Here is a 26,187-nt window from a genome sequence, read left to right on the forward strand (position 1 = left end):
TCGCCCGATCCTGGTGTGGGCGTAGGATTGACGAATCAACGGACTGGAATAGGCCCCCGCCGCCACCCCCGCCTCGAAAGGAAAAGGGCTGAGTGAGCGACTGGTTCGAAGGTGCGTACCACGACATTTCATTTTCGGTCGAGAAGTGCCGTCGCTATCATGCGTTGATGCAAGCGAACTACGATCGTTGGTACAATCTTATTAGGGTCGCCACTGCTCTAACGGGCACGTCGGGCTTCTTCGCTCTCGTCGCTGGAGGGACGGAGACTGCAAAGGTCCTTACCGGTATCGTGGCCGCAGCCGCCACATTCGATCAGGTGTTTCGGTTCAATAGAAAGGCGCGAACCCACGAGGCATTAACACGCAGATTTACCGACCTAAGCTCGAAGATTGCCGGTTGGGAGCCGACACCTGCTAACCTGAAGAAGGCGCGGGCGGAACGTATCCGCATCGAAAGAGACGAGCCTCCCGTCAAGCGTTTGATCGATTTGCTGGCTCAGAACGAAGAGGTACGTGCTCGCGGAATATCCGACGACTATTGTGTACCGCTTAGCAGGTGGCAGCGAAGATTCGGCTACGTTTGGACCTTCGGCATGCTCCGACTTGAGCGATGGGAAGCCGAGCAAAGGAAATTCAAGCCTACTACTTCCCAACAAGAACCGGCTGACTCCACTGGCGCATAAATCGCGCGCCTTTGTCGACGTCACAGCACGACAATCAGGTAACTTAGCCGTTCTTGTCGATCCCGGTCGATGAAGCACTCGATAAAGCTTTCTTGGACTCAAGGCGAGCCTCACCTCCATCACCGCCACCCGCCCCGTCTGCTCGCAGAAGAGCGCGCAAACGTATGGATCATTGATCCAGCGCGGTTGACGGACTTTCGCTCGGCGCCGCTGTAGAAACCTCGCCAACCCTGGAAACGAGCCGGTCCTGCCACTCGGCATATGTCTCGTTTGTCGCAATGTTTATCCAATCAGTCCGCCCATTTCGACTAGTTCCCATAACGGCTTGAGCCGCGGCGCTGGGAGACGTAAACGCTACGTCCTCTGTGAAGCGGAGGTTGTTTGATCCCTCAGCCCGATGGAGCTTGCCAGCCCTTCGCAACTGCTCTCGATAGGCGCGCACATTCGACGCGAGAGACGGGGCTTCTTCAGTGCGCGCATCAGATCCAGCTAAAATGATCATCTGACCATCCATCTCAACGGCGCGAGCCTGAAGTCCGCCAGCGCTCATGCGAAACTCTGGATTACCTTTGACGAAGGAATCTGGAGAGTACTTGGGGACTTGAACGCCGTTGATCTCGTCTCCGACCGGCGAGGTGGTCACTGCCTTGTCGTGGTCAGTGCTCTTGGTCTGTCGCACCCTCGGAGTTGGTCGAACGAAATCAGCGCCCAGCACGGGCAGTAGGGTTTGCAGGCGAGCGATGAAGTCGTCCATATCTGCCAAGTCGCTTTCAGGCAGCAGGTCGAAATCTGGATCACTCCTGTTTGCGAGCGTCGCACGGCCTTCTCGATCAATGATCTTAATTAACTTGCTTTCCAAATACCGTACATGGGCTTTGGTCAGGTTAAGATCCTTGCTTGTGATGACGCAAGCGTGCTCCCAAAACGCCTTCTCCGGGTCCTTGTTGTGACTGGAAATGCGAATTCCAACATTGTCGCCTTCTCCTACGTAGACCATCGTCTGATCGGCATCCTGTGGATCAGGACCGATCAAAAGATAGGCCCCCGTTTTCCTAACCTCCGGCCGAGCAAGCAGAGCAGTAATGCTTGATCGCGGAGCGAATAAGACGTGCCCGGTCCAACTCATTATCTCGGCGGTACGGATTCCGTCAGGAACGCCATCCACCAAAAAGAGCTTGATCGTTCGGCCCGTTAAATTGCTCATAGTCTCCCAACCTTGCCGAGCATAGTAGACCCGCGCATCGCGTGGTCGTTAGGGCTTTAGAGGAATACCGAATGTCTTTCGGCGGACACTCTCCCCCGTCATGTTCGAGGCGCAAGCCTTTGATAAGTCGATAAGAATTGTAGATGATTCGCCTGCAGCCCCAGTTCAATCCCTTTACTGGGCTAAAAGCTCTCCGTATTTGCGCGGGGACTCCGAATATGGACTCAATCTCGGATGGAAAATAGTGTCTTCGCACGGCGGGGGAATGGGGAATGAAAATTGTTGGAATTCTGCGCATTCGCATTATTGCTTTAGCTATCGCCTTGTCGTCTTCCCTGCCATTGCCCCTCTCGGCAGCGACTTTCAAGAGCGTCGCGACGAAGGATGGCAAGACAATAATCCTCTTGAGTGGCGAAATCGTCGAAGGTGACGCCGACACCCTTAAGGCTGCGATCAAAACCGCAAACGATGCTGGGAAGCTCGTCACTGGAGTTCGGTTGAATTCCCCGGGCGGAAATCTTCTAGAGGGCCTGAAACTCGCCGACGCAGTGCGATTTGCAAAAGTGGCCACTAACGTTGCCGGAAATGCAACCTGTGCTTCGGCATGTTTCCTTGTTTACGCAGCTGGCGCTACGAAATTCGCGAACTACACCGCTCAAGTTGGCGTGCATGGTGCGTCGGACAAGCAAGGCGAAGAAACGGTGGCGTCAAGTGCAGCTACTGTGTCGATGGCCCGGGCTGCAAGAGATCTCGGCGTACCCGCAGCAATTATAGGTCGAATGGTCGTTACGCCGCCGAATGAGATGGTATGGCTTACCCCTCCGGACTTGCAATCGATGGGAACGACCATGGTCGGGAAACCAGTTCAGACGCCTATTTCGCCAACAGTGGCGGCCACAGTTGAACCTTCGATCGTGCCGAAGCAGACGCAACCAGCTGAGCCAACGCAGTTGCAGCCGCAGACAAAAAGTGCAGCGCAGCTTTCATGGGGCGAGCTCCTAGATAAGGCCATCAAGCGGTCAGCAGATCAAAACAATGGCAAACCGTATCACACCCGCGGCTGCCAGCCAGAATTCAAAACGTGCTACGATGCCGTTACAGTCGTCGCGAGTGACGGCAAGTTGAGTATGGTGAAAGTTACCAAGGATATGAACGATAAGATTATCCGCCGGGAAATCTGCTCGTTTAATAATTCCGCCGATATTCGAACCTGTTACGATTGGGATCAGGGGACGGCGCATCGCGATATGAAAGATTCCAGCGGAAACTGGTACAAAATTGCGGACGAATAGCATTAGTGCGGTGACTTGGATTTCACACAGAAGGCTGAGGTTGTGATGGGGCAGCCGATCGTGCTGCTTCCCCACTTGTGTTGACGCAAGCAAACGTAGGGCGTAGGGGCGCCTTTCTATGACAGATTTGTGGTACTACGCTGAAGGAGAGGAGACCCGCGGGCCGCTGGCAATAGATCAGCTGATCCCACTGCTCCTACGAATTTCTGATCCTCGACGTATCATGATATGGCGCCATGGCTTCGAAGATTGGAAACCAGTTGAAGATGTCCGTGAGGTCGCACAGCAGGTACTCGGGCCACCGCCCTTGAAACCTAAGCCGCCTCCGATACCCCCTAAGCAGACTCCGCTCGCTCGCGAGCCGGTTGTTGACGCGGAGGACGCCGCCTATTTCAAAGACGTAAAGCCGGAGCTCACAGGCCTCGGCGGCTGGTTAGCTCTTGTCGGGTTCGGCCAGGTTGCCGGTATCCTGCGTTTTATAGTCTCCATTGGCGAATACTATAGCAGGATGGATAACCAGCTCTTCGCGAAATTTCCGACTACCATGTGGGGCGAAGCCGTGATGAACGGCGGGCTCATTTGGCTCTTTGCGTACACGACCCTGTTGTTTTTTCGGCGGTCGCGCAATTTCCCGCTGTACTTCGTCTTTCAGTTCGTCGCCGCAATTTTTGCGCCGATCGTAGCATTGCTATGGGCGGCATTCACGATTGCACTCGCCACAGGTACTCCGATTCTCGATTACCTGAGCCTTGATCCGAAAGATGGGGGACAATTGATTGCCGCCATGATCGGCGCCGCAATTTGGATTCCGTACATCCGTAAATCCCGGCGGGTGGCAAATACATTCACACAATGATGAACCCGAGAGAGAACAGGAGCTCAAGCAAGAAACTTCTTACGCTAAAAATTTTGTCGATCACCTAAGAACGACGCTAACTCAGAGAACTGCATGAAACTGAAAAGGGGTCGCTATCAAACAAATGGAACAGCCCGTATGCGACTGGCGCTGTTTCTGGCGCTGGTGCCCGTTCCCGCTGCGAATGCCGAGTCTGCCGCAGATACCATGAAGTCCTGGGGTCTCCTTGGCAAATGGGGCACCGAATGTCACAAGATGGCCTGGGGAAATGACTCACCACAGCCAGAGGTGACGTTCGCAATAGAGCCGGATGGGAAATTGATCTATGAAAACAGCGGACAAATCGGAGATGTCACCTCAGCATCTGTTAACGCCGATGGATCCATCACTGTGAAACTACAGTTTTACCGGCCAAACGATCATAGCCGAACGATGGTGGTGGAGAGAATCGGCCAAAGCATCCGGACCATCCTCAACCGAAATGAGCGAAACGAATATTCGGTCCGAAATGGAATCTTCGTAACGACGGGCAAGCAAGTCCCGCCTCTCTACAAATGTTCATGAGTTACGCGATCCGCTATTCCTCTACTGAAATTCAAACCCAACAGAAGAGGAGACTCTTCGACGGTTTTAAAAGTGCTCGGTACCGCCTCGTTTGTGCACACCCGCGCTAGCTGCCAGCGTCTATTTCAAGCACTGAGGTGGACAGTATGTATCTGCTCTTTTCGTGCTGATCTCAGTGAAACGCGCTAGCGAAGAGAGGATGAAGGTGGCTGAGGCAATTTGGATCTGCATGGGCGTAGTTCTCCTGTGAGGACTCAGACGGCTTTGGGAAGGCGATTGAGCAGCCGCGCAACGGCGGTAGGATGCCATTCGCCACCCCTAGGCGCGCTAATGCCTTGGCTGTTTAGCTCCTCTGTGATGGCACGGACGCTCGTGATGCCTGAGCGCTTAAGGCCTTCAATGACCCCTTGAAGGTTCATCGCCCGCTGTGCGGCCTTCTCCTTGATCTTGGCAACCGCCTCAGCGTTTCCTGTTTGCTTGCCCCGGAGGGCACGAGCGCCGTTGGGGTTGCCCAGCTTCACCCCCCGAGCCTTGGCGGCGGCGAGGGCCTTCTTGGTGCGCTCACCTATCAGGCCAGCCTCAAGCTCTGCTACGGAAGCCATCTGCGTCAGTAGGAATTTGCCCATGGGGCCAGGAGGCACGTTCGGTAGGTCACAGAATACGAGGTCGACATCGCTCGCCACGAGGGATCGCAGGAGGTCTACGTTGCGTGTCAGGCGATCGAGCTTAGCGAAGACCAGCTTGGCCCCGATGGCCTTGGCACGGGAAAGCGCAGCAGCAAGCTTGGGTCTGTTGGACTTCCGACCGCTTTCCGTCTCCACGTATTCCGACATTAGCACCCATCGGCCGCCGTTCAGGTAGCTGGTCACAGCTTCACGCTGCGCTTCGATGCCAAGGCCGCTTCTGCCCTGCTTGTCAGTCGAGACGCGGAGGTACGAGATAAATTTTCCCTGTCCCACAGCCAAAGCCCCTTACACGTTTTGATGTAACGGACGTTAGATCAATTTGTGTACGTCGCGCAACGTGCATTTTGGAATCATAGAGATTCGGAATTGCATAGGTGCCTGCTTCGTTAGGTCATCGGGTATTGTTGCAACCCACCGATTCGCTTCGACAGAAAATGTGTGTACGATCGTCTCCCTTATTTCGAAGGGTGGCACAGAAGCAAAGGTAACCTACAATCCACTCATATCGCTGTAGGAACGTCTGGGTATAATTTTGCTTGGTTCTATCCTTCGGAAGATCGCACCGCATTGGCCCGTCCGATTTAAGGTCGGGCCGGAGCAGCGAGCGGCACTCGTAGCAAAAATAGAAGAGGCGGGACTGGAGGCCGAAAATAGAGGTCAGGCATCCATTCAGATCTTTATAAAACCCGACCAAATAAAGCAGCACAGTACTCTTCTTGAGGAGCTATTGCATTCCGCAGAGCAGTGGTCCCACCGATAGGATCCTTGCGGCTTGACACACGTGCCTTGAGCCGAGCACGACCAACGCGCCGTCAGGGAATCTACGGACAACATTCTGAAAACGACTTGATTCCTGTGTGCCAAAATTGCCACGCTACCGACTAGTGATGCAATTTTCGCGAATTGAAGATGGTCGGCTTAGGCCTAGTCTGGTTCGTGTGTTACTTGGGTATGCCAAACGGTAGAAGCTTTTCGATGAGTCCTTCCGGCGCACCGCCGATAATTGGATTATCAGCCGCCCAATTGATCAAGAAATTTTGTGACAGTGTTTGCTGTGGTCGACTCAGAAGATTGCCCGCAAAGATGCACTCCCAAAGCATGCTTTGATCCCAGGAATGCTTATTCGGCTCTTTCTTCGGATCAATAGTATTGTTCTCCGCGTCGGATCTTTCCCATGACCACTGGAATTTGTTCGTAGACTTGTTCATTCGTGAAGGACACTTCTCGTTCGTTAACGTGCGGAACTTGGGCGAAGGACCTGAGGCTAAATATTCGAAGAAGGGGTTCTCTGGCTGTCGAGAGGCAAGGATCTTCGTGGCTCCTTGCAGGTTCAGATCACTCATTCCAAATTTTTGAAGAAGGTAGGCGCGAACAGCCACTTTGTGCAGTGCGAATCCTGGGTCTGTTACCTTCGCTTCGACCATGATCTGTAATTGCGCCGGATAAAGTGCGGAGAAGCCAAAACCAGGTGCCATCGGTGACATCGGCAAATTCTGTGGAACGCCGAAACCCGCCGTCGGGAAACCTCCGTTCAGCAAACTGCCCAAACCACCATATTGCTTAAGAACGGACTGCATTAACTGGGATACGTCCGCTCCGCCAATTGCGCTTCCAGGTAAAGATGGTGGATTCGGAACCGCTGAAGGCGTCGATGAACCTGGAATGCCTGGAAGAATCGGTGCACCAGGGATTGACGGTACCCCTGGAACGGAGGGAGCTCCTGGAATAGAAGGCGCACCGAGAAGCTGAGAGCTATTAGGCGCGTTCGGTAATCCAAACTGTATCGCCTCGATCCGGAATTTGTCTCCCAGCGGTTGATACTGAAGCTTACGCAGCGGCGGAATGCCTCCCCCTCCGCCAGGAATAAAGCCCCCGCCCCCGCCAGGAACGCGACCGCCGCCTCCGCCAGGAATAAGGCCGCCACCTCCGCCGGGAACGAGACCACCGCCTCCGCCGGGAATGAGGCCGCCACCTCCGCCAGGAATGAGGCCGCCACCTCCGCCGGGAATGAGGCCTGCTCCTCCGACGACAGCAGGCAGTGCGGGTACAATGCCGCCAAGACCTCCAACAGCGCCTAACAGGCCCCCTACAGCCCCAAGTATACCCGGCAAGTTTGCAGCCGCTGCATATGTTGCGCCCATAACGAGATCACAACCAACACTTGGTTTTGAGGCTAACCCAGGCACCCCTGGCAGCAGGCCACCAGCACCACCTGGCAGTAGGCCACCAGCACCACCTGGCAGTAGGCCACCAGCACCACCTGGCAGTAGGCCACCAGCACCACCGAGTAAGTTTATTGGACCCAGAATGCCACCACCAAAGCGCGCGGAACGTTCAGAGGGGCCAAACTCAGATTGGAGGCGATCAATCAGGACGCAACTGATAGGACGAAGAGCGCAAACGCCCTTATCATTGTCGTCGCAGAAACGAGGCCAACCTAGAACCGCACATTCGTTTGAGAGCGGATCTTTTATCCAACACGGACGGTGAGCACTTATCCAGTCAATCCAACTGTAAAATGCGTCCTTATCTTTTGTTTGGACCAAATACAGAAAAACTCCGAATGACTGATCCTCGCTGAAAGATATTTGGCCTTCTGAGATAACTCCGACCTTCCGAGGAGAACGCCACCACCTACCATCCGCGCCTTGTGACCTTCTTACAGCCTCACACCCCCTTGAATCTCCGGAGGCACACAATAATCCATTGAACATAGTCATATCGCCGTCTTCGCATTCGAGCGGCTGAGGGGCCCAATCGAGGGCGCTCTGATTGGGAATGACACCTTTGTTGTCTCTGAGTGCTTTGAATACGTCTTGACCAAAAAGGACGGTTTGATCCTTCTTATATTCCGCAGTCTCCTGCCAATCCGGATATTTAGATTTGGATGGGAAGCGATATTCATGGTCGGCTCCAGCCGAATCTTTAACGTTCATTCGACAATAGAACGCTTGCTCTTCCCAGATTTGCTTCGTGTCGGTCAGATCAATTGGATGCGCCGCCACGCTTGCATTCAGCGGTCTCTCGCCGGCTTTGGTATCATCAGTTTGAGCCGGCTCGCCCACTGCCGCCTGCTCGGAAAGCTTCGTAATGCGGGCCTCGTACGCCGCAATTAAGCAAGGAACAGCGCGTCTTACATCCTGACGCGTTACCCACTCCACATCAGCCACGCCGCATCGATTGCCGCGCGTCCGCAACCACGATGTTTGCTCACGTATCAGAGCTTGCCGTTTGTTGCCTTTGACGGTCTGCAGCGATTTTGTATACGTGCGGTCCAATTGCGCGTGAAGCTTGACCAAGCGCTGGTCTTGGCATTCGACGACCTCCACCGGAAAAATCCGGAAGCACCAGGAGGTCGGAGCAGCAATCGCGCCTGTTGACGAAGCAAGTATGAATGCGATTGCCATTAAGACTGACACGGCACGCATTTCGACACCTACGGTTTCACCGGTAAGGTCCAAAGGCTAGGCGAGCGTCAATACTTCTGAGGAATTGCTGGGCATATTGCAGCGCAGAGCACAAATTTCACCTCAACGCGGCGGCATCCTTTCATGTTTTTTCGTGTGCCGCAAGCTTACGTTGTTTCCTTCAAAACCCCACGTTGGCTGTCATTCGGCATGCAAAATTGACCCGGCGTATTGCCGCATCTGCGAATGTTACCCTGATGGCGCGATTGCCGATGACGATCCGATGTCGATTGATCGGCCGTGCCAGGTGGCTTTCCCGGTTTGCTCGACGAGAGGGGCTGTGGGCGGGTCGGGCCCTACATTGCCCGAGCCGTCCACAACCCCGGGCAACTGGGAAGCGGTCGTGGCGTCGCCGAGCGGGCGCTGAGCGACCAGCTGTTCAGCAGCCTTCCGTCTAGCCATCGCTTCCGTGACGCAATTTCGCGCGGGCGATTCGATCCGCCAGCCCCTCGACGCCACTCATCGTAATCTGATCCTGGAACGCATTGACGCGGACATGCTTGCCGATCAGCTCCAGCCGGCGCAGTCGATCGCTCAACTTGATCTTCTTCACCAAACCGACTTGGATGCGATCCTCGCCCGACCCTTCGTGGAGCGCGTCAATCTCGACACCAGCAACGAGGCCTTGCCGCCAAATCTCGGGCCATTCGTCTATCGGTTTGAGATCGCCGGCATCTGTGTAGAGGTCAGCAAGATCAGCCTCGACCTCGGCAACGAGGCGTTGGAGCACCCAGGCAGCATCGATTTCGGTCTTCTCGGAACGTTTAATCTTGGCGTAGTCGATCGCGGCTTTGACAGCGGGATTGGCCAGAAGCCGCGGCCCCTGCTTATCTGCGGTCGCTTTCGAATATCCAGCACGAATTGCCGCTTGGGTGGCGTTCAAATCCAGTAGAAATTCCTGGACGAAGAGTTGCTGTCTCGCGGTCAGTGCCATGCAGCAAATACGTGCCACGCGAATAGTTGGCGCGAAAACAACTACTGCATTTCCCTACATGGCCGGTTTTGTTAGATCAGTGCGTATGTGCGACAGACAGGGTAGTTTCCAATGGACTCCAATGAACTGGATAACCTTTATGCAAGGACCAGCCCGGCTCTTCTGGCGATGCACGCCTGTGAAAGAGCCGCCGCCGAATTCAGGGCCGCGCAGTCGGGCGAAGCAGAGAGGTGGTTCTTTGCTATCACCGACATGCATCAAGCCGTAACAGCCGCTTTGGTCGAGACACTCAGTGGAACAGCAGGAATAGGCGCTTTGCCGAAGAAACTGCAAAAGGAATGGATGGATTATTTCGAAGCGAGAAATTCTACCAACGTTGATCCGCCAGCCGGTGACCGAGTGATCACGTTCGGAGAGCTCTTGGACCGCGCGGGCGATGCGACGAACGTCCATGACATGCAAGGCACGCTCGCTCTTACCGTCGATGAAAAGCGCGACCTTTTGAGATTGAATGATTTCCGGAACGACCTGGCACACGTGAAACCGCGCGGCTGGTCGCTAGAAATCGCCGGTTTGCCGCGCATCTTCAGGGCGGCAGCCAAAGCCTTAGAACAACTGTTCGACATGCCCCCGCTTCGGCTTCACTTGGAGGAGACTCAGATCGAGCGCGCGGAAAGGGCTATCGAGGCTATTGCGAATACGCAGGAACGATGAGGTTTCTGCGGTTTCTGAGGTTTGTTTCAGTTGCTTCCTAAGAATTGTCATGTGCAACGGTATATAACCGCCTCTAATGACAGTTTCCGCGTTAGGGTCCCACAAAACCACAAGAAACCACGAAACCCCAGGTAGCCCATGTCGGAAATGCCAAAAGAGCAACTGCGCGATCTTGTCATCGCTGCCGATGATGAAGCTTTGGAAGAGGGAAAGGCTCCCAATCAACGTAGCTTGCGGGTTATCTCCAAGCTTATGAGCAAACTCGGCTACAGCGGATACGTCATGTTCGGAAGTGGCGCTCATCCGATGGTCGGACAAATTCTCTCCGTCCACGCATCCCTGTATCGTCCGAACGATCTAGGGATGGGCGGCGTGCATGGCGGCATCTTTATGTTTCGCGATGTCTTCGCTCGCATCTACATCCCGCACGGATATGGCGCAGCGAGAATAGAGCCGTTCGCCCTGACTGATCTGAACGCGAGCCAGATCGGATGGCTGGTAACAAGGCCTAATGATCTCCAGAGCTTCTACGACCAGTTCGAAGATATAACGGATTTTGCCGGGGGAATTGGTGGCTATGCAGATTATAAGCGCCCACCGGAAGCGGCCCTAAAACTGTTTTGGCTTGCCGCATTTCAGTTGCAGGCCGCCGCTGCGGCTTTGAGTGTCGCCTTCGACTTTAGAGGGGCGATCCAATCGGCACTGATTGGGGCTGAACTTTCGCTGAAAGGCGGCCTTGTGGCCGCGGGCGCTACCGAAGCGGAATGTATACGTCATGGGCACAAACTCGACAGCGCGGCGCGTCATTTCGCGAAACAATACGCTGCATTCGACCTAGACCGTGTTCTGCGAGTGACCGCCAAGCTTCCCCCGTATGTAGGCAACCGGTACTCACCCAGCCAGCCAGGGCGAATTGAAACCGGCCATATAGCCATGGGCTGTCAATTCATTGCCGGTGAAGTGATGCGGCAGATCACAGGCTACACAATTCGGAGCGCGATGGCAGAGCCGCAACCTCGCGTGTACCCTCCTTAGCTTGAGGCCGCACACTACCATCCCGGCTCCGCGGGGCCGCAAACCCGCCAGACAGCTCCATGGGCTCTATCGTTCGAGACTTGCTCGATCCATCGTCCGCCAACGACAGTCTTTGAAAACCGCAGCAGATATCGTCCGAACCGCTTCGACGAGAATGCGCCACCACGGCTAGTAAAGCTTTCCAGCACCTCGCGCAACGATTGGTCCGTGGCAACGCGGTTCGCAATCTCCCTAGAAGTAAACGGCCCGGTCGGCATGGCGGCGATGATCTCCGCCAGTTCAATTTTCTCCGGATCGTCGGCGCGCATGGCATCAACGTCGCCTCGGCAATCACCCATACCCAGCCAGAGCAGAGCCGATCGAACGGTATCCGACCAATCCTCGAACGAACCCATCGGCGAGGCTTGGCTGGGGGCACCGGCAACGAGGTAGGCTCGAACGATTGTCAACGCCGCGGCGACCAGCTCGGAGCGTTTCCGCATTGCTAAGCCGGTGGCATCCCGATCAAACCGGCGCTCGTCCGGCCGCTCACATTTGGCGTCGAGACGTATACGAACCGAGCGGCGGTTCAAGTCGCCATGAATCGAGAGGTTATTGCCCGTTGCGCAAATGAGAGCGGTTGAAGGGATGCGGACGTTCTTTGATGCGCCGAGCACCCGGACCTGAACCTCCTCTTGGGTAAGAAGCTGGCAAAGCTGATCGCTGCGCAGGATGTGCGTGACGTTGTCGAGGCTGATAATCTGATCGCCGGCAAGGGCGGCAGCACCGATCCGTTTCTCCAGTTCAGCCTCGTCCTGCGTCGGCGTGACGACTGCGGCCTTCCGGCCGGTCGCCAAGATGGCGGCGATGTCAACCAGGAGGCTCTTTCCCGTCCCCGCCGCAGGCGCGGTCACGGTGAACATCGGAACCGTTCTCAGGCTGGGGCGCATAACGCTGGTAATGAGCAGCGCAAGGGCAGCAGCGCGGTCAGAGTTCTCGACGAATGGAAATCCGTCGATCGGTTCTACTAGGACATCCAGGGCTTTCGCCGCGTCGCGTTTAGACGGCTTCTCAGAAACCTGCCTCCAGATGCGATCTGCGACCAGCAAGAGGCCGGTGGCCTCGTCGTACCCCGGCGCGCTCAGCACCGTTCCGTCGTGCCTTAGCGTCGGCGCGCTGATGATGGCCCGCAGACGCGGCACGGTCCAGCCATGGCCTTTATTCGCTAGGATCATGCGGGCGACTTCCGTAGGACAGTCGCACGGCACAAACTTGTCGGCGCGCGCATCCCATTTCGCAAATGTGGCGTGACGAGTGAGCGTCTCTACCAAGGCAACATCAGATAGCGTTGCAATGATGACGGTTCCATCGGAGCGATCGACATTCTCGCCCTGCTTCGCGATCGTGAGTGTCCGCGCCGGCATGCTGTAAGTGACAGCCCGCACAAGATCATCGCCACGGGCGTAGATGCCGAGCGAAGGGTTCGAGAGGACTGCCATCGCCTGATCAACAGTCTTGTGAATATCCCCTTTGAGGACGTAGATTGGCTTGCTCTCTAAACGGTCCCCTTGAACATCAGGGGCCGGCTGGGCTGATGCGACCGGACTGGCAGGAGCCAGAGGCTTCCCCGATGCGGCCGGCGGCGGGGTCCACGGGCGGACGGTCTCGCGCATGAACTGATCGAGGCGCGGCTTGTCCCAGCCGTCGCGGATCGCATCAGCGCAGGCCCAGCCCTTCGGAGGATCGTCGCGCATGACGTCCATCACGCGCACCGTGGAGCCGAGGCCGACCAGGATCGCAGCAATCTCGTTCGCGGTCCCGAGGCTCGGCGCGTCGGCGTCCGGCCAGATCACGACGTTGCGGCCGGCGAGCGGCGTCCAGTCGGTATACTTCACGCCTTGCGTTCCGCCCGCCCACGACACCACGGTTCGACCGGTCGCGGCTGCCAGCGCGTCGCGGGACTTTTCATCGCCGACGACGATTACCTGTTTGGCGTCGCCGAGCGTCTCCAACCTGTAGAGCGGAAGGGCCTCAAGAGGAGCATTCATCTTCGATCAACGCCTACCGAGAAGCCGCCGGAAATTCCTACGGCGCGCCGCCAGCACATTGTGCAGCACGTCGTAGCGATGGTGGATTTCTTCCTCCAGACCGAGGCGCTGAACCACACGGATCAAGCGCTGCTGCGTCTCCTCAGTGTCGCAGGGATGGTCGAGGCCACCATAGAGAAACTGCTCCTTCTTAAATTTGATCCGAGGCGCGCGGTCGAGGTCAAGCATGGGCAGAATTTGCACCGAGCCATCTGGCCGCTTGCGAGCCAATGGATGATATCGCCCATCGAAGATCACGAACGAACCATCTCTTTCCGTCCAGTAGCCCTTCGGAAAAAAGACCCATCGTCTTGTTCGGTGAAGGCGCCTCGCTTTGTCCGTGATCCGCGGATCGATGGCATCGAATGGGTTGAGGTCGATATCGGAGATGATCCAATCATCGATTGGACGACAGTGCGCGTTCATCATGTGCCCTTACATCTTGTAAGAGCGGTAGCCGCGTTGTATCGATCGCAACGCCAATCACGATCTAAATGCGGTGCCGCCCCGGTTTTCGAAAACGAAGCCGGGGCTTTTCATTGCCCCAGCGGTTGGGATTACGCGGCTTCGCTGGTGGAACGCATCGGTTTGGACAGGACCGAAGCAGCATATGCATCGAGATCGACGTCCGTGTAGATGACGCGGGAAGGTCCGTCCTTACGAAAGACAGGGCCGCCCCCTTTGCTCGCAAGTGTAGCGAGGTAGATGTAAGAGCGCTTTACGCCATGACGCTCCAGCAGGTAGCTGGACGCCTCCTTACGTGAAAGGTATCGTACGGTTTGATGCGGATTACTCATCGGTTCGGCTCCGAGGTTATGACCAGAGCCGAATATCCAGTGAGATAGTTGCTTCTTATAATTCGCGTTTGCTTGCTATTGCCGATTATAGAAAGCAACTATCTCCGGTCATGACTCGGCGTCGATCGATTTCGACGACCGGAGAACAGCGTGAGCCGCACTCGACCAGCCGCCATCCCGCCAGGGTCATGGCCGCGCCGCATGGCCGCATCGTTCGCAGCAGGCTATTGCGGCGAGTCCACGGTAGAGGCATTCTTGCAAAGGGTTGGGAAGGAATACCCCCAACCACGCGTACTGGAGGGGCGGCGGAAACTATGGCTGAGGGACGATCTGGATGCCGCAATAGCCCCGGGCGTACCGGGCGACATCGCAGAGGATTTGTGACTTTGCAGCTTCCCCGCCACGTCCGGATCAAGAGGCTGAAATCAGGCGCGACTTCGTTTTATTACGAGGTCCCGACCAAGTATCGGAATTTGAAGTGCCCTGTTCCGAGCGAGCCGCTAGGTTCTGATTTTGCGGTTGCCTGCGGAAAGGCTGATACCCTCAACAGGCTGTTCGACGAGTGGGACCAACAGCGGAAGGGACAGCCGATCGATACACCGGCAGCGCCGAAGATCGGCACCGTTGATTGGCTATTCCGCGAGTACAAGCAGAGCTTGGCGTATACCAAGAAAGTCGCCGTCCGGTCGCGACGAGATTACGAATGGGCAATGACGCTACTCTGCGACACGCTGACAAAAAGCGGTGACAGAGTTGGGTCGAGGCCGATCAGAACGATCACGCCACGCGGCGCGGACAAGCTCTATCAGAAAATTGTCGTCGGCCCGAACGGCCGTCGGGACCGCACTGCCGAGAAGGTCGTGAAGCTATGCCGGAAGGCGTGGCGAGTTGTGCACCGGCTATTTCCTGACGAATTCGCAAAGGAGGTTGCGAACCCCTGGTTGGGCGTCACCCTAGAAACTCGCGTGAAAAAGACCAAGCCCGCTGTGACGCGTGACGAAGTGTACGACTTCGCACAAGGCTGCATCGCCGCCGGTGAGCCCGAGGTCGCGGGCGTCGCGGTGATTTGCTTTGAGTGGCTACAGCGCCCCGAAAACGTCATCGCCGGCCATATTAAGTGGAGCGACTACCGCGCACCGAGCGCACCGACGATCATCCGCGTAGCTCATCACAAGACAGGCACGGTGGCTCCTCATCCGCTCGAAGAAGTGCCGCCGGACGGCACCGTCGTCAAGTTCTACGGTGATGCTGAGGAAGTGCTGGCAGCAGTGCCGCGACGCGGCGTCTCGATGATCCTGCGCGAGGTCTCAAAGGGCGTTGCCAAGCCGTTTGCCTTCCCGACGATGCAGCACAAGGTCCAGCGCATGCGCAAGAAGCTGGGCCTTCCCGCTCACTTCACGTTGGATGCTTGCCGACATGGCGGCATGACCGAACTGGAAGAAGCGGAACTGACGGACGGTCAGGGTCGCGCGCTGTCGACGCACAAGACGCAGCAGTCGTACGAGGGCTACGCGAAGCGCACCGCCAAGCGCATGCTGTCTGCGACGCGCAAGCGCCACGCGCACCGGTTGGCAGAGCAGAACGAACCGGGGGATTCCGTTCGGAATGGGACGTCGGAAACCGTTCGGAACGGCACCCCTGAACAAAGAAAGATTTCGACGTAATATCAATTGGCTGGGGCGGGAGGGATCGAACCTCCGAATGGCGGAATCAAAATCCGCTGCCTTACCGCTTGGCTACGCCCCATCGCTAGGGAACGGCGGAAGAACTGGCAGCCGCGGATTCCCTCGAATGCTGCCGGTCTATAGGGAGCGGCACAGCATTTCAACCGCCTGGAGGCGCAAAATACCATCGGCCGGCCCGGCTCCCGCCGCACTCTATTATAGGCCCGGACAACGGGACCGTCCCGGCCCTCCCAACAGTTGAGACCTCCCCCGTTTCGTGGGAATACGGCGCCAATATTGTCCCCGGGGAGTGAGCCATGACCTACCGCGCGCCGATCTCTGACATGCTGCTGTCGCTCAAGCACGGCGCCGGCCTGAAGGCCGCCGTGGACGCCGGCCATTACGGCGATTTCGATGCCGACATCGCCGCCGCCGTGCTGGAGGAAGCCGGCAAGTTCGCAGCCGACGTGCTGGCGCCGCTCAACAAGGTCGGCGACGAGCACGGCATCAAGCTCGAGGACGGCAAGGTCACGACCGCGCCGGGCTGGCCGGATGCCTACAAGCGCTGGACCGAGGGCGGCTGGAATGCGGTGTCCGGGCCGGAAGGCTTTGGCGGCCAGGGCCTGCCGATCGCGATCAACGCGGCCTGCACCGAGATCTGGAGCGCCGCCAACGTCGCCTTCGGCCTCTGCCCGCTGCTCACGGCCTCGGCGATCGAAGCGCTGGAGGCGCATGGCAGCGGCGAGCTGAAAAAGATCTACCTCGAAAAGCTCGTCTCCGGCGAATGGACCGGCACGATGCAGCTCACCGAACCGCAGGCCGGCTCCGATGTCGGCGCGCTGCGCACCCGCGCCGAACGCCAGCCCGATGGCACCTATCGCATCAAGGGGACGAAGATCTTCATCACCTATGGCGAGCACGACATGACCGACAACATCGTGCATTTCGTGCTCGCGCGCCTGCCCGACGCGCCCGCCGGCACCAAGGGGATCTCGCTGTTCCTGGTGCCGAAGTTCATGGTCAACGCCGACGGCTCGCTGGGGCAGCGCAACGACATCTTTGCCTCCGGCGTCGAGCACAAGCTGGGCATGCATGCCTCGCCTACCTGCACCATGACCATGGGCGATCATGGCGGCGCCATTGGCTTTTTGATCGGCGAAGAGAACCAGGGCATGCGCTGCATGTTCACGATGATGAACCAGGCCCGCCTCGGCGTCGGCCTGGAGGGCGTCGGCATCGCCGATCGCGCCTATCAGCAGGCGCTGGCCTATGCGCAGGAGCGCAAGCAGGGCCGCGCCATCGGCAGGAAGGGCGACGGCTCGGACGCGATCTTCGTGCATCCCGACGTCAAGCGCATGCTGATGCGGATGCGGGCGCAGACCGCGGCCGCGCGCACCATCTGCTACGCCACCGCGGTCGCGCTCGACGTCTCGACGCGCGCCAGGGATCCGAAGGTCCGCGCCGATGCCGCCGCGCGTGCCGCACTGCTGACGCCGATGGCCAAGGGCTATTCCACCGACATCGGCAACGAGGTCGCCTATCTCGGCGTGCAGGTGCATGGCGGCATGGGCTTCATCGAGGAGACCGGCGCGGCGCAGCATTATCGCGACGCGCGCATCACTGCGATCTACGAGGGCACCAACGGCATCCAGGCCATCGACCTCGTCACGCGCAAGCTCGCGGCCAATGGCGGCGCTGCGGTCTGGGCACTGCTCGACGAGCTGGCTTCGACCGTCAAGCAGGTCGAAGCCTCCAACGATCCCGCTTTCGGCACCACCGGCGTGAAATTGCGCGAGGCGCTGGAGGCCCTGAGGCGCACCAGCAGATGGCTCCTCGAGCGCGTTGCGTCCGCGCCGAACGAGGCGCTCGCCGGCGCGACGCCGTATCTCCAGCAGTTCGGCGCGACGCTCGGCGGCTGCTTGCTGGCCTCCGAAGCGCTCGCCGCGAAGGCTGACGGCAATACGGACGCCGCGCGCTACGTCTCGCTGGCGCGCTTCTTCGCCGAGAACATCACGGTGCAGGCCGGTGCGCTCGAGCGCACCGTGACGGAGAGCGCGGAGTCGGTCGCGGCGGCGGATGCGGTGTTGCTGGGGTGATCGGGACGCTCGTGTCCCGGACGCGCTGCAACGCCCTTAGCGTTGCTGCACAGAGCCGGGACCCACGCCGCAGCTGCGAAGGCTGTGGCATGGGCCCCGGCTCTGCAGCGCACCGCTGAAGTAGCGCTGCGCTGCGTCCGGGGCACGTGAGACAATCCTACAAGACCAAGACCTTCGCCCGTCTTCCCGGCCGCCACAGCACGGTCGCTGCGGCCACCAGATCCAGCAGCACACAGATCGCGAACGCCGTCGTGTAATTGCCGGTAAAGCTGCGCACGAGGCCGACGATGCCCGGGCCGAAGGCGCTGACGATGCCGCTGATCGAGGTTCCCAATCCGATCGCGGCTGCGAAAGCAGCAGTGCCGATCTCGCGCTGGATGATCAAGGGCGGGAACGTGATCATGTTGCCGATCGAGAAGCCGTAGACGGCGCAACATGCGAGCAGCACCGTCGGACTCGTGCTCTGGAGAAGCACGAAGAGAGCGGCCGCCTGGCTCGTCATCGACGCCGCACAGGCGAGCCGCGGATCGAGCCTGTCGACGAACAGGCCGAGCGACAGGCGGCCGACCACCGCCATCACCGCCATGATGGTGACGGCGAGACCGGCGCTGGCACGCCCGATCAGCGGTTCGAGAAACGTCACCTGATGGATGATGAATCCCATCTGCGCCAGCAGCGCGATCGCGATCGGCAGCACCATGGTCCAGAATGCCGCATTGCCGAGCAGCGTCCTGCGGGCGATGCCGGCGGACGAGCGCCCATCCGCGACAGGCGAGATCCGCGCAGGCCAGTCGACGAACATGACGACCACCGGCAGCACCAGAACCACCATCGCCATCGTGGCGGCCAGCATGGCGGACTGGAAGCCAATGCTGCCGCTCAGCGACAACAACAGCGGAACGAGGACGATGCCGCCGCAGGTCGCGCCGTTATAGGCGAGGCTGAGCGCCAGCCCGCGGCGCCGGTCGAACCAGCAATTCAGCACGGTTGCGATCACCACGGTGCCCATGCCGGTCCAGCCGACCGACATCAGCGCGTAGGCGAGATAGAGCTGCCAGGGCGTCTGCATCAGCGCCAGCAGCACCGTGGACGCACCGAGCGCCGACAGGCCGCACAGGATCAGCGGCCGCAGCCCGATGCGGGCGAGCAGGTCGTCGGTAAAGATGACGAGCACGGAAGTCAGGAGAAACGAGAAAGTGCTGGCCGCGGAGACCAGCGTGCCCGGCCAGCCATGCGCGCGCTGAAGCTCGGCGAGATAGACGCCCTGGCCGTAAAGGCCGAAGCCGAACATGAAGAAGGCCATCAGGAAACAGGCCAGCACGACGCGCCAGCCACGATAATGCAGCGAGGATTCGTCAACGTCCGTTGCGGCAATCATCAATCGAGCAATCGGCCGAGGGAAAAGGCATAAGGCGACGGAAACGGCATGGGCGATCGTGCCCCACAACCCCCGGTTTTTCAAATGAAACATTGTAGCCATTTGTTGCAATGCGCAACTGCATGTGCGAAGCGATACAACCGGATGATCCGGCGCGGGGCGGTTCCCGAACGGAAGACGTGGCTGTGCCATGCGCGGCTCACGGGGACGTTTTCGAAAAGGTCGAGCGGGCGGATTGGCACGCCTGCAAGATGATGTAGGCTGACGTTTCAAGGACTCGCCACAGCGCCGCGGCGAGCGCGGGGGGCTCGCATGCCGAATGGCAATATCGTCGTTACCGAAGAGCGCGGAACACGCGTCATCACCCTGCGCCGCCCCGGCAAGAAGAACGCGATCACGCAGGAGATGTATCGCGAGATGAGCCGCGCGATCGACACCGCGCAGAACAATCCCGACATCCGCTGCATGATCATCACCGGCGGCTCCGGCGTGTTCACCGCGGGCGACGACATCGACGACTTCATGCAGGCGGACTCGAATTCCGAGACGCTGTCGGACGGCGCCAGATTTCTCTATTCGCTCGCTCTCAACGTCAAGCCGATCATCGCGGCCGTGGATGGCGCCTCGATCGGCATGGGCACCGTGATGCTGTTTCACTGCGACTACGTGCTCGCTTCGACCGCTGCGACCTTTTCCGCGCCCTATATCCATCTCGGGCTGGTGCCGGTCGGCGCGGCCAGCCTGCTGATGCCGAACACGATGGGTTATCAGCGCGCCTTCGCGATGCTGGTGATGGGGCGGACCTTTACCGCCGCGGAGGCGCATGCCGCCGGCTTCGTCAACACCGTGGTCTCGGCGGGCCACACCGAGGTCGAGGCGCGCAAGGTGGCGCGCGAGATCTGCCGGCTTCCGGCCGAAGCCGTCGCGACCTCGCGCAGACTGCTGCGCGCCGCTCCCGAGGACCTCACCCGCCGCATCGACCAGGAGACCCATCTGTTTGGCGAACGGCTGAAGTCGGACGAAGCCATTGCCGCGTTCAATGCGTTCGCGAACAGGAAGAAGCGGTAGGGTCGGCGGGCGCCTAGCCAAGTGGTCGTCATTGCAGGGCGCGACGAAGTCGCGAGCCCGAATGACAGCAACAAGCTTCGTGAAATCTTCGCGCGGACCGACTATTCTCGTTCCATGCGACATATTCTCCACCTGACCGCCTTCGCGCTCGCCGTCATCTCCCCCGTCCCCGCCTTGGCCCAGACCGCAGCACCGGTCGAGCTGCGCATCCTCGCGATCAACGACTTTCACGGCAATCTGCGGCCGCCGCCGGGCGGCATCCGCATCAACGATCCCGAGGACAAGACCAAGAAGGTCATGGTGGCCGCGGGCGGCGCCGAGTACATGGCGACGCTGGTCAAGCAATTGCGCGATGGCCACAAGAACACGATCTTCGTCGCCGCCGGCGATTTGATCGGCGCGAGCCCATTCCTGTCGGCGATGTTTCACGACGAACCTTCGGTCGAGGCGCTCTCGATGATGGGGCTTGCGATCACCTCGGTCGGCAATCACGAATTCGACGAGGGCAAGACCGAGCTGCTCAGGATGCAGAACGGCGGCTGCCATCCGGTCGACGGCTGCCAGGGACCGCATCCGTTCACCGGCGCCAAATTCCACTATCTCGCGGCCTCCACCATCGAGACCGCGACCGGCAAGAGCGTGCTGCCGCCCTACGAGATCAGGGAATTCGAGGGTATCCCCGTGGCCTTCATCGGCCTGACCTTGAAGGAGACCGCCGGCATCGTCTCGCCCGCCGGCATCGCGGGCATCGAATTCCGCGACGAGGCCGAGACGGTGAACGCACTGGTGCCGCAACTGAAGGCGCGCGGTGTGGAAGCGATCGTCGTGCTGATCCACCAGGGCGGTGAGCCCTCGGGCGACTACAACGAGTGCCCGGCCATCACGGGACCGATCGTCGATATCGTCAGGAAGTTCGACCTTGCCGTCGATGTCGTCGTCAGCGGACACACCCACCGCGCCTATGTCTGCGACATCGACGGGCGGCTCGTCACCAGCGGCGACAAATACGGCACGCTGGTCACCGCGATCGACCTCAAGCTCGATCCGACAACACGCGACATCGTCAATGCGAGGGCCGAGAACGTCATCGTCGTCAATGCATCGCTGGGGAAAGATCCCGAGCAGACCGCGCTGATCGACGCCTATGACAGGCTGTCGGCGCCGATCGCCAATCGCCCGGCCGGATCGGTGACGCAGACGCTGTCGCGCGTGCCCAACGACGCCGGCGAGAGCGCGCTCGGCGACGTCATCGCCGATGCCCAGCTCGCCGCCACGAAGGATGCGAAGGACGGCAGCGCTGTCATCGCACTCACCAATCCCGGCGGCATCCGCACCGACATCATCCCGAAGGAGAACGGCGCGGTGTCGTTCGGCGAGCTGTTCGCGAGCCAGCCGTTCCGCAATCGCCTCGTCACGATGACGCTCACGGGCAACCAGCTCAAGGACATGCTGGAGCAGCAATGGCTCGATCCGAAGCGTCCGCGGATTCTCCAGGTCTCGAACGGATTCAGCTACACCTGGGATGCCTCGAAGCCATTCGGCGAGCGCATCATGATCGAGAAGATGACGCTCAACGGCAGGCAGATCGAGCCTGGAAGCGGCTACCGCGTCACGCTCAACGACTATCTCGCCGTCGGCGGCGACGGCTTTACCGCCGCCAAACAGGGCACGGCTCCGCAATATGGCGGTTACGACGCGGACGCGCTGTTTGCGTTCTTCCGGGCGCACGGGCCGATCGGGCCGTTGCCACCGACCCGTATCCTGCGCGTGAATTGATCTGGATCAAACCGGCCGCAGCGGCCCACCGTTTGCGATTTCCGGCGGAACGCATAGATTGGGTTCTGCATTGCGTTTTGGCGCCGGATGCGCCAACGACGTCGAGAGTCCGTTTCCTGTGAGGCCGACCTGATGAGCACGCTTCTCCTCTCCCACAAGGCCTGCCTCGACCACGTCACGCCGCCGGGACATCCTGAAAGGCCGGACCGCCTGCGCGCCGTCGAGGAGGCGCTGTCGGTCGAGCGCTTCCAGTTCCTGACGCGCGACCAGGCGCCGGAGGGCGATCTCGATCTCGTCACGCTGTGCCACAACGAGCATTACGTCACCGAGCTGCGCCACATCGCGCCGACCAGCGGCCAAGTCTATATCGACGGCGACACCTCGATGTCGCCGGGCACGTGGGAAGCGGTGATGCGCGGCGTCGGCGGCGCGGTCGCGGCGACCGAAGCGGTTATGAATGGCGAGCACCGCAACGCCTTCGTCGCGGTGCGCCCTCCCGGCCATCACGCCGAGATCGGCAAGCCGATGGGCTTCTGCTTCTTCGATAATGTCGCGATCGCCGCGCGCCACGCGCAGCGCAAATACGGCATCAAGCGGGCGGCCATCGTCGATTTCGACGTGCATCACGGCAACGGCACCCAGGACATCTTCTGGTCGGATCCGACCGTGATGTACTGCTCGACGCATCAGATGCCGCTGTTTCCGGGCACCGGCGCCAAAGGCGAACGCGGCGACCACGACACCATCGTCAACGCGCCGCTCGCCTCCGAAGACGGTGGTCCCGAATTCCGCTCCGCGTTCGAGAATCTGATCCTGCCGCAGCTCGAAAAATTCGGCCCCGAGCTTCTCGTCATCTCCGCCGGCTTCGATGCGCATTACCGCGATCCGCTGGCCTCGCTGAATCTGCGCGCCGAGGACTACGCCTGGGTCACGCGCAAGCTGATGGATCTCGCCGACAAGAGCGCCGGAGGGCGCGTTGTGTCCGTGCTCGAGGGCGGCTATGACCTGCAAGGATTGAAAGAATCTGTTACGGCGCATGTCGGTGCCCTGATGGGCGCCTGACGACGCCCGCCACATTAAGCCCGCAAAACCCGCCTTCTCTCTAGGGAATGCGAATCGGGCAATCGGAAACGGACATGGCCGAAAATACCCAAGTCGACGTCTCCAGGCTCACCTTCGAACGCGCGATCGAGGAACTCGAGACGATCGTGAAGCGGCTCGAGGATGGCAAGGTTCCCCTCGAGGAATCGGTGACGATCTACGAGCGCGGCGAAGCGTTGAAGCGGCGTTGCGAGGAACTGTTGCGCCAGGCCGAGGCGCGCGTCGACAAGATCACCACCGATGCCAGCGGCCAGGCCACCGGCACCGCGCCGCTCGACGTGCAATAAGCTTCGGCCGTCCAAAGCCGTCCGTCCCAGGCATCGGCCATCTGCACTTTTTTGATGATCGCCCGCCGCTGATTCCGCCGATGGAACCGGACGGCGCGGCGGAAACGTCGCGGAACTCTTGCGAGGGCTTCCGCCCTCAAAATTCCGTCCAAAATGGCCTTCCTCTGCCCAAAATGCTGACGAGGAACCGGGCAAGGCTGGAACCCCTCCGCCGCCGCCACGATTAACCACTCTGGCCCGCGGGTTGCACGTGCATGCCCGCAATCGGTCCGGCGGGTTGGCTTTGGCCCAAGCTTTGGTGTAAAGCTGCGCGGAGTGTGGCTTTTTGTAAGCCTTGCCTGGGCACCGATTGCCGACGACAAGCGCTTCAAAATGCTGATGAAATTGGCTGGGATGGACGACGCCGATCTACGTGACAGGGATCACAGAGACTGAACCGAAGCGCACTTAGGCTCACCTAAGCTTGAAGACGGGGCTGCGCCCCATGCAGGTGGCTCCGACGGTTTAAGGACTCGCGCTGCGCCGATATTGTGCAAACCCATCGCGCACCGGAACGACCTTCCGGCGCTGACAAATTGGAAATCGCCGTGAACGCATACAGTAAAACGCCGCTTCTCGACACCATCCAGACACCGGACGACCTGCGCAAACTCAAGATCGAGCAGGTTCGCCAGGTCGCCGACGAGCTGCGGCAGGAGACCATCGATGCCGTCTCGGTGACCGGCGGTCACTTCGGCGCGGGCCTCGGCGTGGTCGAGCTCACCACCGCGATCCATTACGTCTTCGACACCCCGCGCGACCGGCTGATCTGGGACGTCGGCCACCAGGCCTACCCGCACAAGATCCTCACCGGCCGTCGCGACCGCATCCGCACCCTGCGCACCGGCGGCGGCCTGTCCGGCTTCACCAAGCGCAGCGAGAGCGATTACGATCCGTTCGGCGCGGCGCATTCCTCGACCTCGATCTCCGCCGGCCTCGGCATGGCCGTCGCCCGCGACCTCTCCGGCGGCAAGAACAATGTTATCGCTGTGATCGGTGACGGCGCGATGTCGGCGGGCATGGCCTATGAGGCCATGAACAACGCCGGTGCGATGAACTCGCGCCTGATCGTGATCCTCAACGATAACGACATGTCGATCGCGCCGCCGGTCGGCGCCATGAGCGCCTACCTGTCGCGGCTCTACTCCGGCAAGACCTATCGCACGCTGCGCGATGCGGCCAAGCAGATCAACAAGCGCCTGCCGAAGATCCTTGCCAACCGCGCCAACCGCGTCGAGGAATATTCCCGCGGCTTCATGATGGACGGCGGCACGCTGTTCGAGGAGCTCGGCTTCTACTATGTCGGCCCAATCGACGGCCATAACCTCGACCATCTGCTGCCCGTGCTGAAGAACGTTCGCGACATGGAGACCGGCCCGATCCTGGTCCACGTCGTGACGCAGAAGGGCAAGGGCTACGGCCCGGCGGAAGCCTCCGCCGACAAGTACCACGCCGTCGTCAAGTTCGACGTCGCCACCGGAACCCAGGCGAAAGCAAAGCCGAATGCGCCGGCCTATCAGAACGTGTTCGGCCAGAGCCTCGTCAAGGAAGCCGAGAAGGACGACAAGATCGTCGCCATCACCGCGGCGATGCCGTCCGGCACCGGCGTCGACATCTTCAACAAGGCTTTCCCGGACCGCACCTTCGACGTCGGCATCGCCGAGCAGCACGCGGTGACGTTTGCCGCCGGTCTTGCGACCGAAGGCTACAAGCCGTTCTGCGCGATCTACTCGACCTTCCTCCAGCGCGGCTACGACCAGATCGTGCATGACGTCGCGATCCAGAGTCTGCCCGTGCGCTTTGCCATCGATCGCGCCGGCCTCGTCGGTGCCGATGGCGCCACGCACGCCGGCTCGTTCGACAACGCCTATCTCGGCTGTCTGCCGAACATGGTGATCATGGCGGCGGCCGACGAAGCCGAGCTCGTACACATGGTGGCGACCCAGGTTGCGATCAACGACCGTCCGAGCTCGCTGCGCTATCCGCGCGGCGAAGGCCGCGGCATCGAGATGCCCGAAGTCGGCATTCCGCTCGAGATCGGCAAGGGTCGCATGATCCGCCAGGGCAGCAAGATCGCCCTGCTCTCGTTCGGCACGCGCCTCGCCGAATGCGAGAAGGCGGCCGATGAGCTTGCCGCCCACGGCCTCTCCACCTCGATCGCCGATGCGCGGTTCATGAAGCCGCTCGACACCGAGCTGGTGCTCAAGCTCGCGCGCGACCACGACGTCCTGATCACGGTCGAGGAAGGCTCGGTCGGCGGCTTCGGCTCGCATGTCGCGCAGTACCTGACCGACCAGGGCGTGCTGGACACCGGCATGGTCAAGTTCCGCTCGATGGTGCTGCCCGACGTGTTCCAGGACCACGATACGCCGGCGGCGATGTACGCCCGCGCCGGTCTCGACGCCAAGGGCATCGTCGCCAAGGTGTTCGAGGCGCTCGGCAAGGACGTCAAGGCCGAGACCGTCAAGCTGGCTTGACCG

Annotated in this window: 20 protein-coding genes and 1 tRNA gene; 13 read left to right on the top strand and 8 right to left on the bottom strand. The window is 59.9% G+C overall.

Annotation, left to right across the window (positions count from 1 at the left end):
• The first annotated feature begins 92 nt into the window (after window positions 1-92).
• Window positions 93-683, top strand: coding sequence for a hypothetical protein (locus tag QSV46_RS14505; protein WP_314952064.1), 591 nt, complete (start codon window positions 93-95; stop codon window positions 681-683).
• 169 nt (window positions 684-852) lie between these two features.
• Here the strand turns inward: QSV46_RS14505 and QSV46_RS14510 are convergent, their stop codons facing one another.
• Entirely contained in the window at window positions 853-1,887 is a 1,035-nt protein-coding gene (locus QSV46_RS14510) for a GIY-YIG nuclease family protein (RefSeq protein ID WP_314952065.1), read from the bottom strand.
• A 272-nt stretch (window positions 1,888-2,159) separates the two neighbouring features.
• Between QSV46_RS14510 and QSV46_RS14515 the strand changes: the two genes are divergently transcribed.
• From QSV46_RS14515 to QSV46_RS14525, 3 genes are all read left to right on the top strand, one after another.
• On the top strand, window positions 2,160-3,179 hold the full coding sequence (locus QSV46_RS14515; RefSeq protein WP_314952067.1) for an ATP-dependent Clp protease proteolytic subunit: 1,020 nt from the start codon (window positions 2,160-2,162) through the stop codon (window positions 3,177-3,179).
• 118 nt (window positions 3,180-3,297) lie between these two features.
• Complete coding sequence (locus QSV46_RS14520) at window positions 3,298-4,035, top strand: DUF2569 family protein (protein ID WP_314952070.1); 738 nt, start codon at window positions 3,298-3,300, stop codon at window positions 4,033-4,035.
• 93 nt (window positions 4,036-4,128) lie between these two features.
• Window positions 4,129-4,599 carry a hypothetical protein gene (locus tag QSV46_RS14525; RefSeq protein ID WP_314952073.1) on the top strand — a complete coding sequence of 157 codons (471 nt, stop codon included), beginning with the start codon at window positions 4,129-4,131 and terminating at the stop codon, window positions 4,597-4,599.
• A gap of 254 nt (window positions 4,600-4,853) precedes the next feature.
• Here the strand turns inward: QSV46_RS14525 and QSV46_RS14530 are convergent, their stop codons facing one another.
• From QSV46_RS14530 to QSV46_RS14540, 3 genes are all read right to left on the bottom strand, one after another.
• Window positions 4,854-5,558, bottom strand: a complete 705-nt coding sequence (locus tag QSV46_RS14530; protein WP_314952843.1) for a recombinase family protein — start codon at window positions 5,556-5,558, stop codon at window positions 4,854-4,856.
• Window positions 5,559-6,226: 668 nt separating this feature from the next.
• Entirely contained in the window at window positions 6,227-8,713 is a 2,487-nt protein-coding gene (locus tag QSV46_RS14535) for a lysozyme inhibitor LprI family protein (RefSeq protein ID WP_314952076.1), read from the bottom strand.
• Between the two features lie 433 nt (window positions 8,714-9,146).
• Window positions 9,147-9,686: a terminase small subunit gene (locus QSV46_RS14540; protein WP_314952080.1), complete on the bottom strand. Its 540-nt coding sequence runs from the start codon at window positions 9,684-9,686 to the stop codon at window positions 9,147-9,149.
• 111 nt (window positions 9,687-9,797) lie between these two features.
• Between QSV46_RS14540 and QSV46_RS14545 the strand changes: the two genes are divergently transcribed.
• A complete protein-coding gene (locus QSV46_RS14545) occupies window positions 9,798-10,400 on the top strand; it encodes a hypothetical protein (RefSeq protein ID WP_314952082.1) in 603 nt (200 codons plus the stop codon).
• A gap of 138 nt (window positions 10,401-10,538) precedes the next feature.
• Complete coding sequence (locus QSV46_RS14550; RefSeq protein WP_314952085.1) at window positions 10,539-11,435, top strand: hypothetical protein; 897 nt, start codon at window positions 10,539-10,541, stop codon at window positions 11,433-11,435.
• A gap of 14 nt (window positions 11,436-11,449) precedes the next feature.
• Here the strand turns inward: QSV46_RS14550 and QSV46_RS14555 are convergent, their stop codons facing one another.
• Together QSV46_RS14555 and QSV46_RS14560 are read right to left on the bottom strand one after the other, a co-directional pair.
• Entirely contained in the window at window positions 11,450-13,462 is a 2,013-nt protein-coding gene (locus tag QSV46_RS14555; protein ID WP_314952087.1) for a hypothetical protein, read from the bottom strand.
• 6 nt (window positions 13,463-13,468) lie between these two features.
• Entirely contained in the window at window positions 13,469-13,930 is a 462-nt protein-coding gene (locus QSV46_RS14560; protein ID WP_314952090.1) for a hypothetical protein, read from the bottom strand.
• Window positions 13,931-14,684: 754 nt separating this feature from the next.
• Between QSV46_RS14560 and QSV46_RS14565 the strand changes: the two genes are divergently transcribed.
• Entirely contained in the window at window positions 14,685-15,962 is a 1,278-nt protein-coding gene (locus QSV46_RS14565; protein ID WP_314952093.1) for a hypothetical protein, read from the top strand.
• Window positions 15,963-15,969: 7 nt separating this feature from the next.
• Here the strand turns inward: QSV46_RS14565 and QSV46_RS14570 are convergent.
• A tRNA-Gln gene (locus QSV46_RS14570) sits at window positions 15,970-16,044 on the bottom strand.
• 235 nt (window positions 16,045-16,279) lie between these two features.
• Here QSV46_RS14570 and QSV46_RS14575 point away from each other — a divergent pair.
• Entirely contained in the window at window positions 16,280-18,058 is a 1,779-nt protein-coding gene (locus QSV46_RS14575) for an acyl-CoA dehydrogenase (protein WP_314952097.1), read from the top strand.
• A gap of 157 nt (window positions 18,059-18,215) precedes the next feature.
• Here QSV46_RS14575 and QSV46_RS14580 read toward each other — a convergent pair whose 3' ends face one another.
• Window positions 18,216-19,436 (bottom strand): MFS transporter, encoded by a 1,221-nt coding sequence (locus QSV46_RS14580; protein ID WP_314952100.1) that lies wholly within the window; start codon window positions 19,434-19,436, stop codon window positions 18,216-18,218.
• A 312-nt stretch (window positions 19,437-19,748) separates the two neighbouring features.
• On the opposite strand from QSV46_RS14580, the gene QSV46_RS14585 reads away from it, so the two are divergent.
• The 5 genes from QSV46_RS14585 to dxs all read left to right on the top strand — a co-directional run bounded on the left by QSV46_RS14585 (window position 19,749) and on the right by dxs (window position 26,184).
• On the top strand, window positions 19,749-20,504 hold the full coding sequence (locus QSV46_RS14585) for an enoyl-CoA hydratase-related protein (protein ID WP_314952103.1): 756 nt from the start codon (window positions 19,749-19,751) through the stop codon (window positions 20,502-20,504).
• 114 nt (window positions 20,505-20,618) lie between these two features.
• Window positions 20,619-22,280: a bifunctional metallophosphatase/5'-nucleotidase gene (locus QSV46_RS14590; RefSeq protein ID WP_314952105.1), complete on the top strand. Its 1,662-nt coding sequence runs from the start codon at window positions 20,619-20,621 to the stop codon at window positions 22,278-22,280.
• 132 nt (window positions 22,281-22,412) lie between these two features.
• The gene (locus QSV46_RS14595; protein WP_314952107.1) at window positions 22,413-23,342 is read left to right on the top strand and encodes a histone deacetylase family protein; all 930 of its coding nucleotides are present in this window, start codon (window positions 22,413-22,415) and stop codon (window positions 23,340-23,342) included.
• Between the two features lie 74 nt (window positions 23,343-23,416).
• Window positions 23,417-23,668, top strand: coding sequence for an exodeoxyribonuclease VII small subunit (locus tag QSV46_RS14600; RefSeq protein WP_008132970.1), 252 nt, complete (start codon window positions 23,417-23,419; stop codon window positions 23,666-23,668).
• Between the two features lie 587 nt (window positions 23,669-24,255).
• Window positions 24,256-26,184, top strand: a complete 1,929-nt coding sequence (dxs, locus tag QSV46_RS14605) for a 1-deoxy-D-xylulose-5-phosphate synthase (protein ID WP_314952185.1) — start codon at window positions 24,256-24,258, stop codon at window positions 26,182-26,184.
• The last annotated feature ends 3 nt before the right edge of the window (window positions 26,185-26,187 follow it).

The organism is Bradyrhizobium cosmicum (assembly GCF_032290525.1).
Lineage (GTDB): Bacteria > Pseudomonadota > Alphaproteobacteria > Rhizobiales > Xanthobacteraceae > Bradyrhizobium > Bradyrhizobium cosmicum_A.

Excerpts from the sequence above, each read along its gene's own strand:
- QSV46_RS14510 (WP_314952065.1), bottom strand. The coding sequence starts at position 1,887 with ATGAGCAATTTAACGGGCCGAACGATCAAGCTCTTTTTGGTGGATGGC.
- QSV46_RS14575 (WP_314952097.1), top strand. The coding sequence starts at position 16,280 with ATGACCTACCGCGCGCCGATCTCTGACATGCTGCTGTCGCTCAAGCAC.
- QSV46_RS14525 (WP_314952073.1), top strand. The coding sequence starts at position 4,129 with ATGAAACTGAAAAGGGGTCGCTATCAAACAAATGGAACAGCCCGTATG.
- QSV46_RS14560 (WP_314952090.1), bottom strand. The coding sequence starts at position 13,930 with ATGATGAACGCGCACTGTCGTCCAATCGATGATTGGATCATCTCCGAT.
- QSV46_RS14550 (WP_314952085.1), top strand. The coding sequence starts at position 10,539 with ATGTCGGAAATGCCAAAAGAGCAACTGCGCGATCTTGTCATCGCTGCC.
- QSV46_RS14535 (WP_314952076.1), bottom strand. The coding sequence starts at position 8,713 with ATGCGTGCCGTGTCAGTCTTAATGGCAATCGCATTCATACTTGCTTCG.
- QSV46_RS14515 (WP_314952067.1), top strand. The coding sequence starts at position 2,160 with ATGAAAATTGTTGGAATTCTGCGCATTCGCATTATTGCTTTAGCTATC.
- QSV46_RS14545 (WP_314952082.1), top strand. The coding sequence starts at position 9,798 with ATGGACTCCAATGAACTGGATAACCTTTATGCAAGGACCAGCCCGGCT.
- QSV46_RS14555 (WP_314952087.1), bottom strand. The coding sequence starts at position 13,462 with ATGAATGCTCCTCTTGAGGCCCTTCCGCTCTACAGGTTGGAGACGCTC.
- QSV46_RS14590 (WP_314952105.1), top strand. The coding sequence starts at position 20,619 with ATGCGACATATTCTCCACCTGACCGCCTTCGCGCTCGCCGTCATCTCC.
- QSV46_RS14540 (WP_314952080.1), bottom strand. The coding sequence starts at position 9,686 with ATGGCACTGACCGCGAGACAGCAACTCTTCGTCCAGGAATTTCTACTG.
- QSV46_RS14600 (WP_008132970.1), top strand. The coding sequence starts at position 23,417 with ATGGCCGAAAATACCCAAGTCGACGTCTCCAGGCTCACCTTCGAACGC.
- QSV46_RS14520 (WP_314952070.1), top strand. The coding sequence starts at position 3,298 with ATGACAGATTTGTGGTACTACGCTGAAGGAGAGGAGACCCGCGGGCCG.
- QSV46_RS14595 (WP_314952107.1), top strand. The coding sequence starts at position 22,413 with ATGAGCACGCTTCTCCTCTCCCACAAGGCCTGCCTCGACCACGTCACG.
- QSV46_RS14580 (WP_314952100.1), bottom strand. The coding sequence starts at position 19,436 with ATGATTGCCGCAACGGACGTTGACGAATCCTCGCTGCATTATCGTGGC.
- QSV46_RS14585 (WP_314952103.1), top strand. The coding sequence starts at position 19,749 with ATGCCGAATGGCAATATCGTCGTTACCGAAGAGCGCGGAACACGCGTC.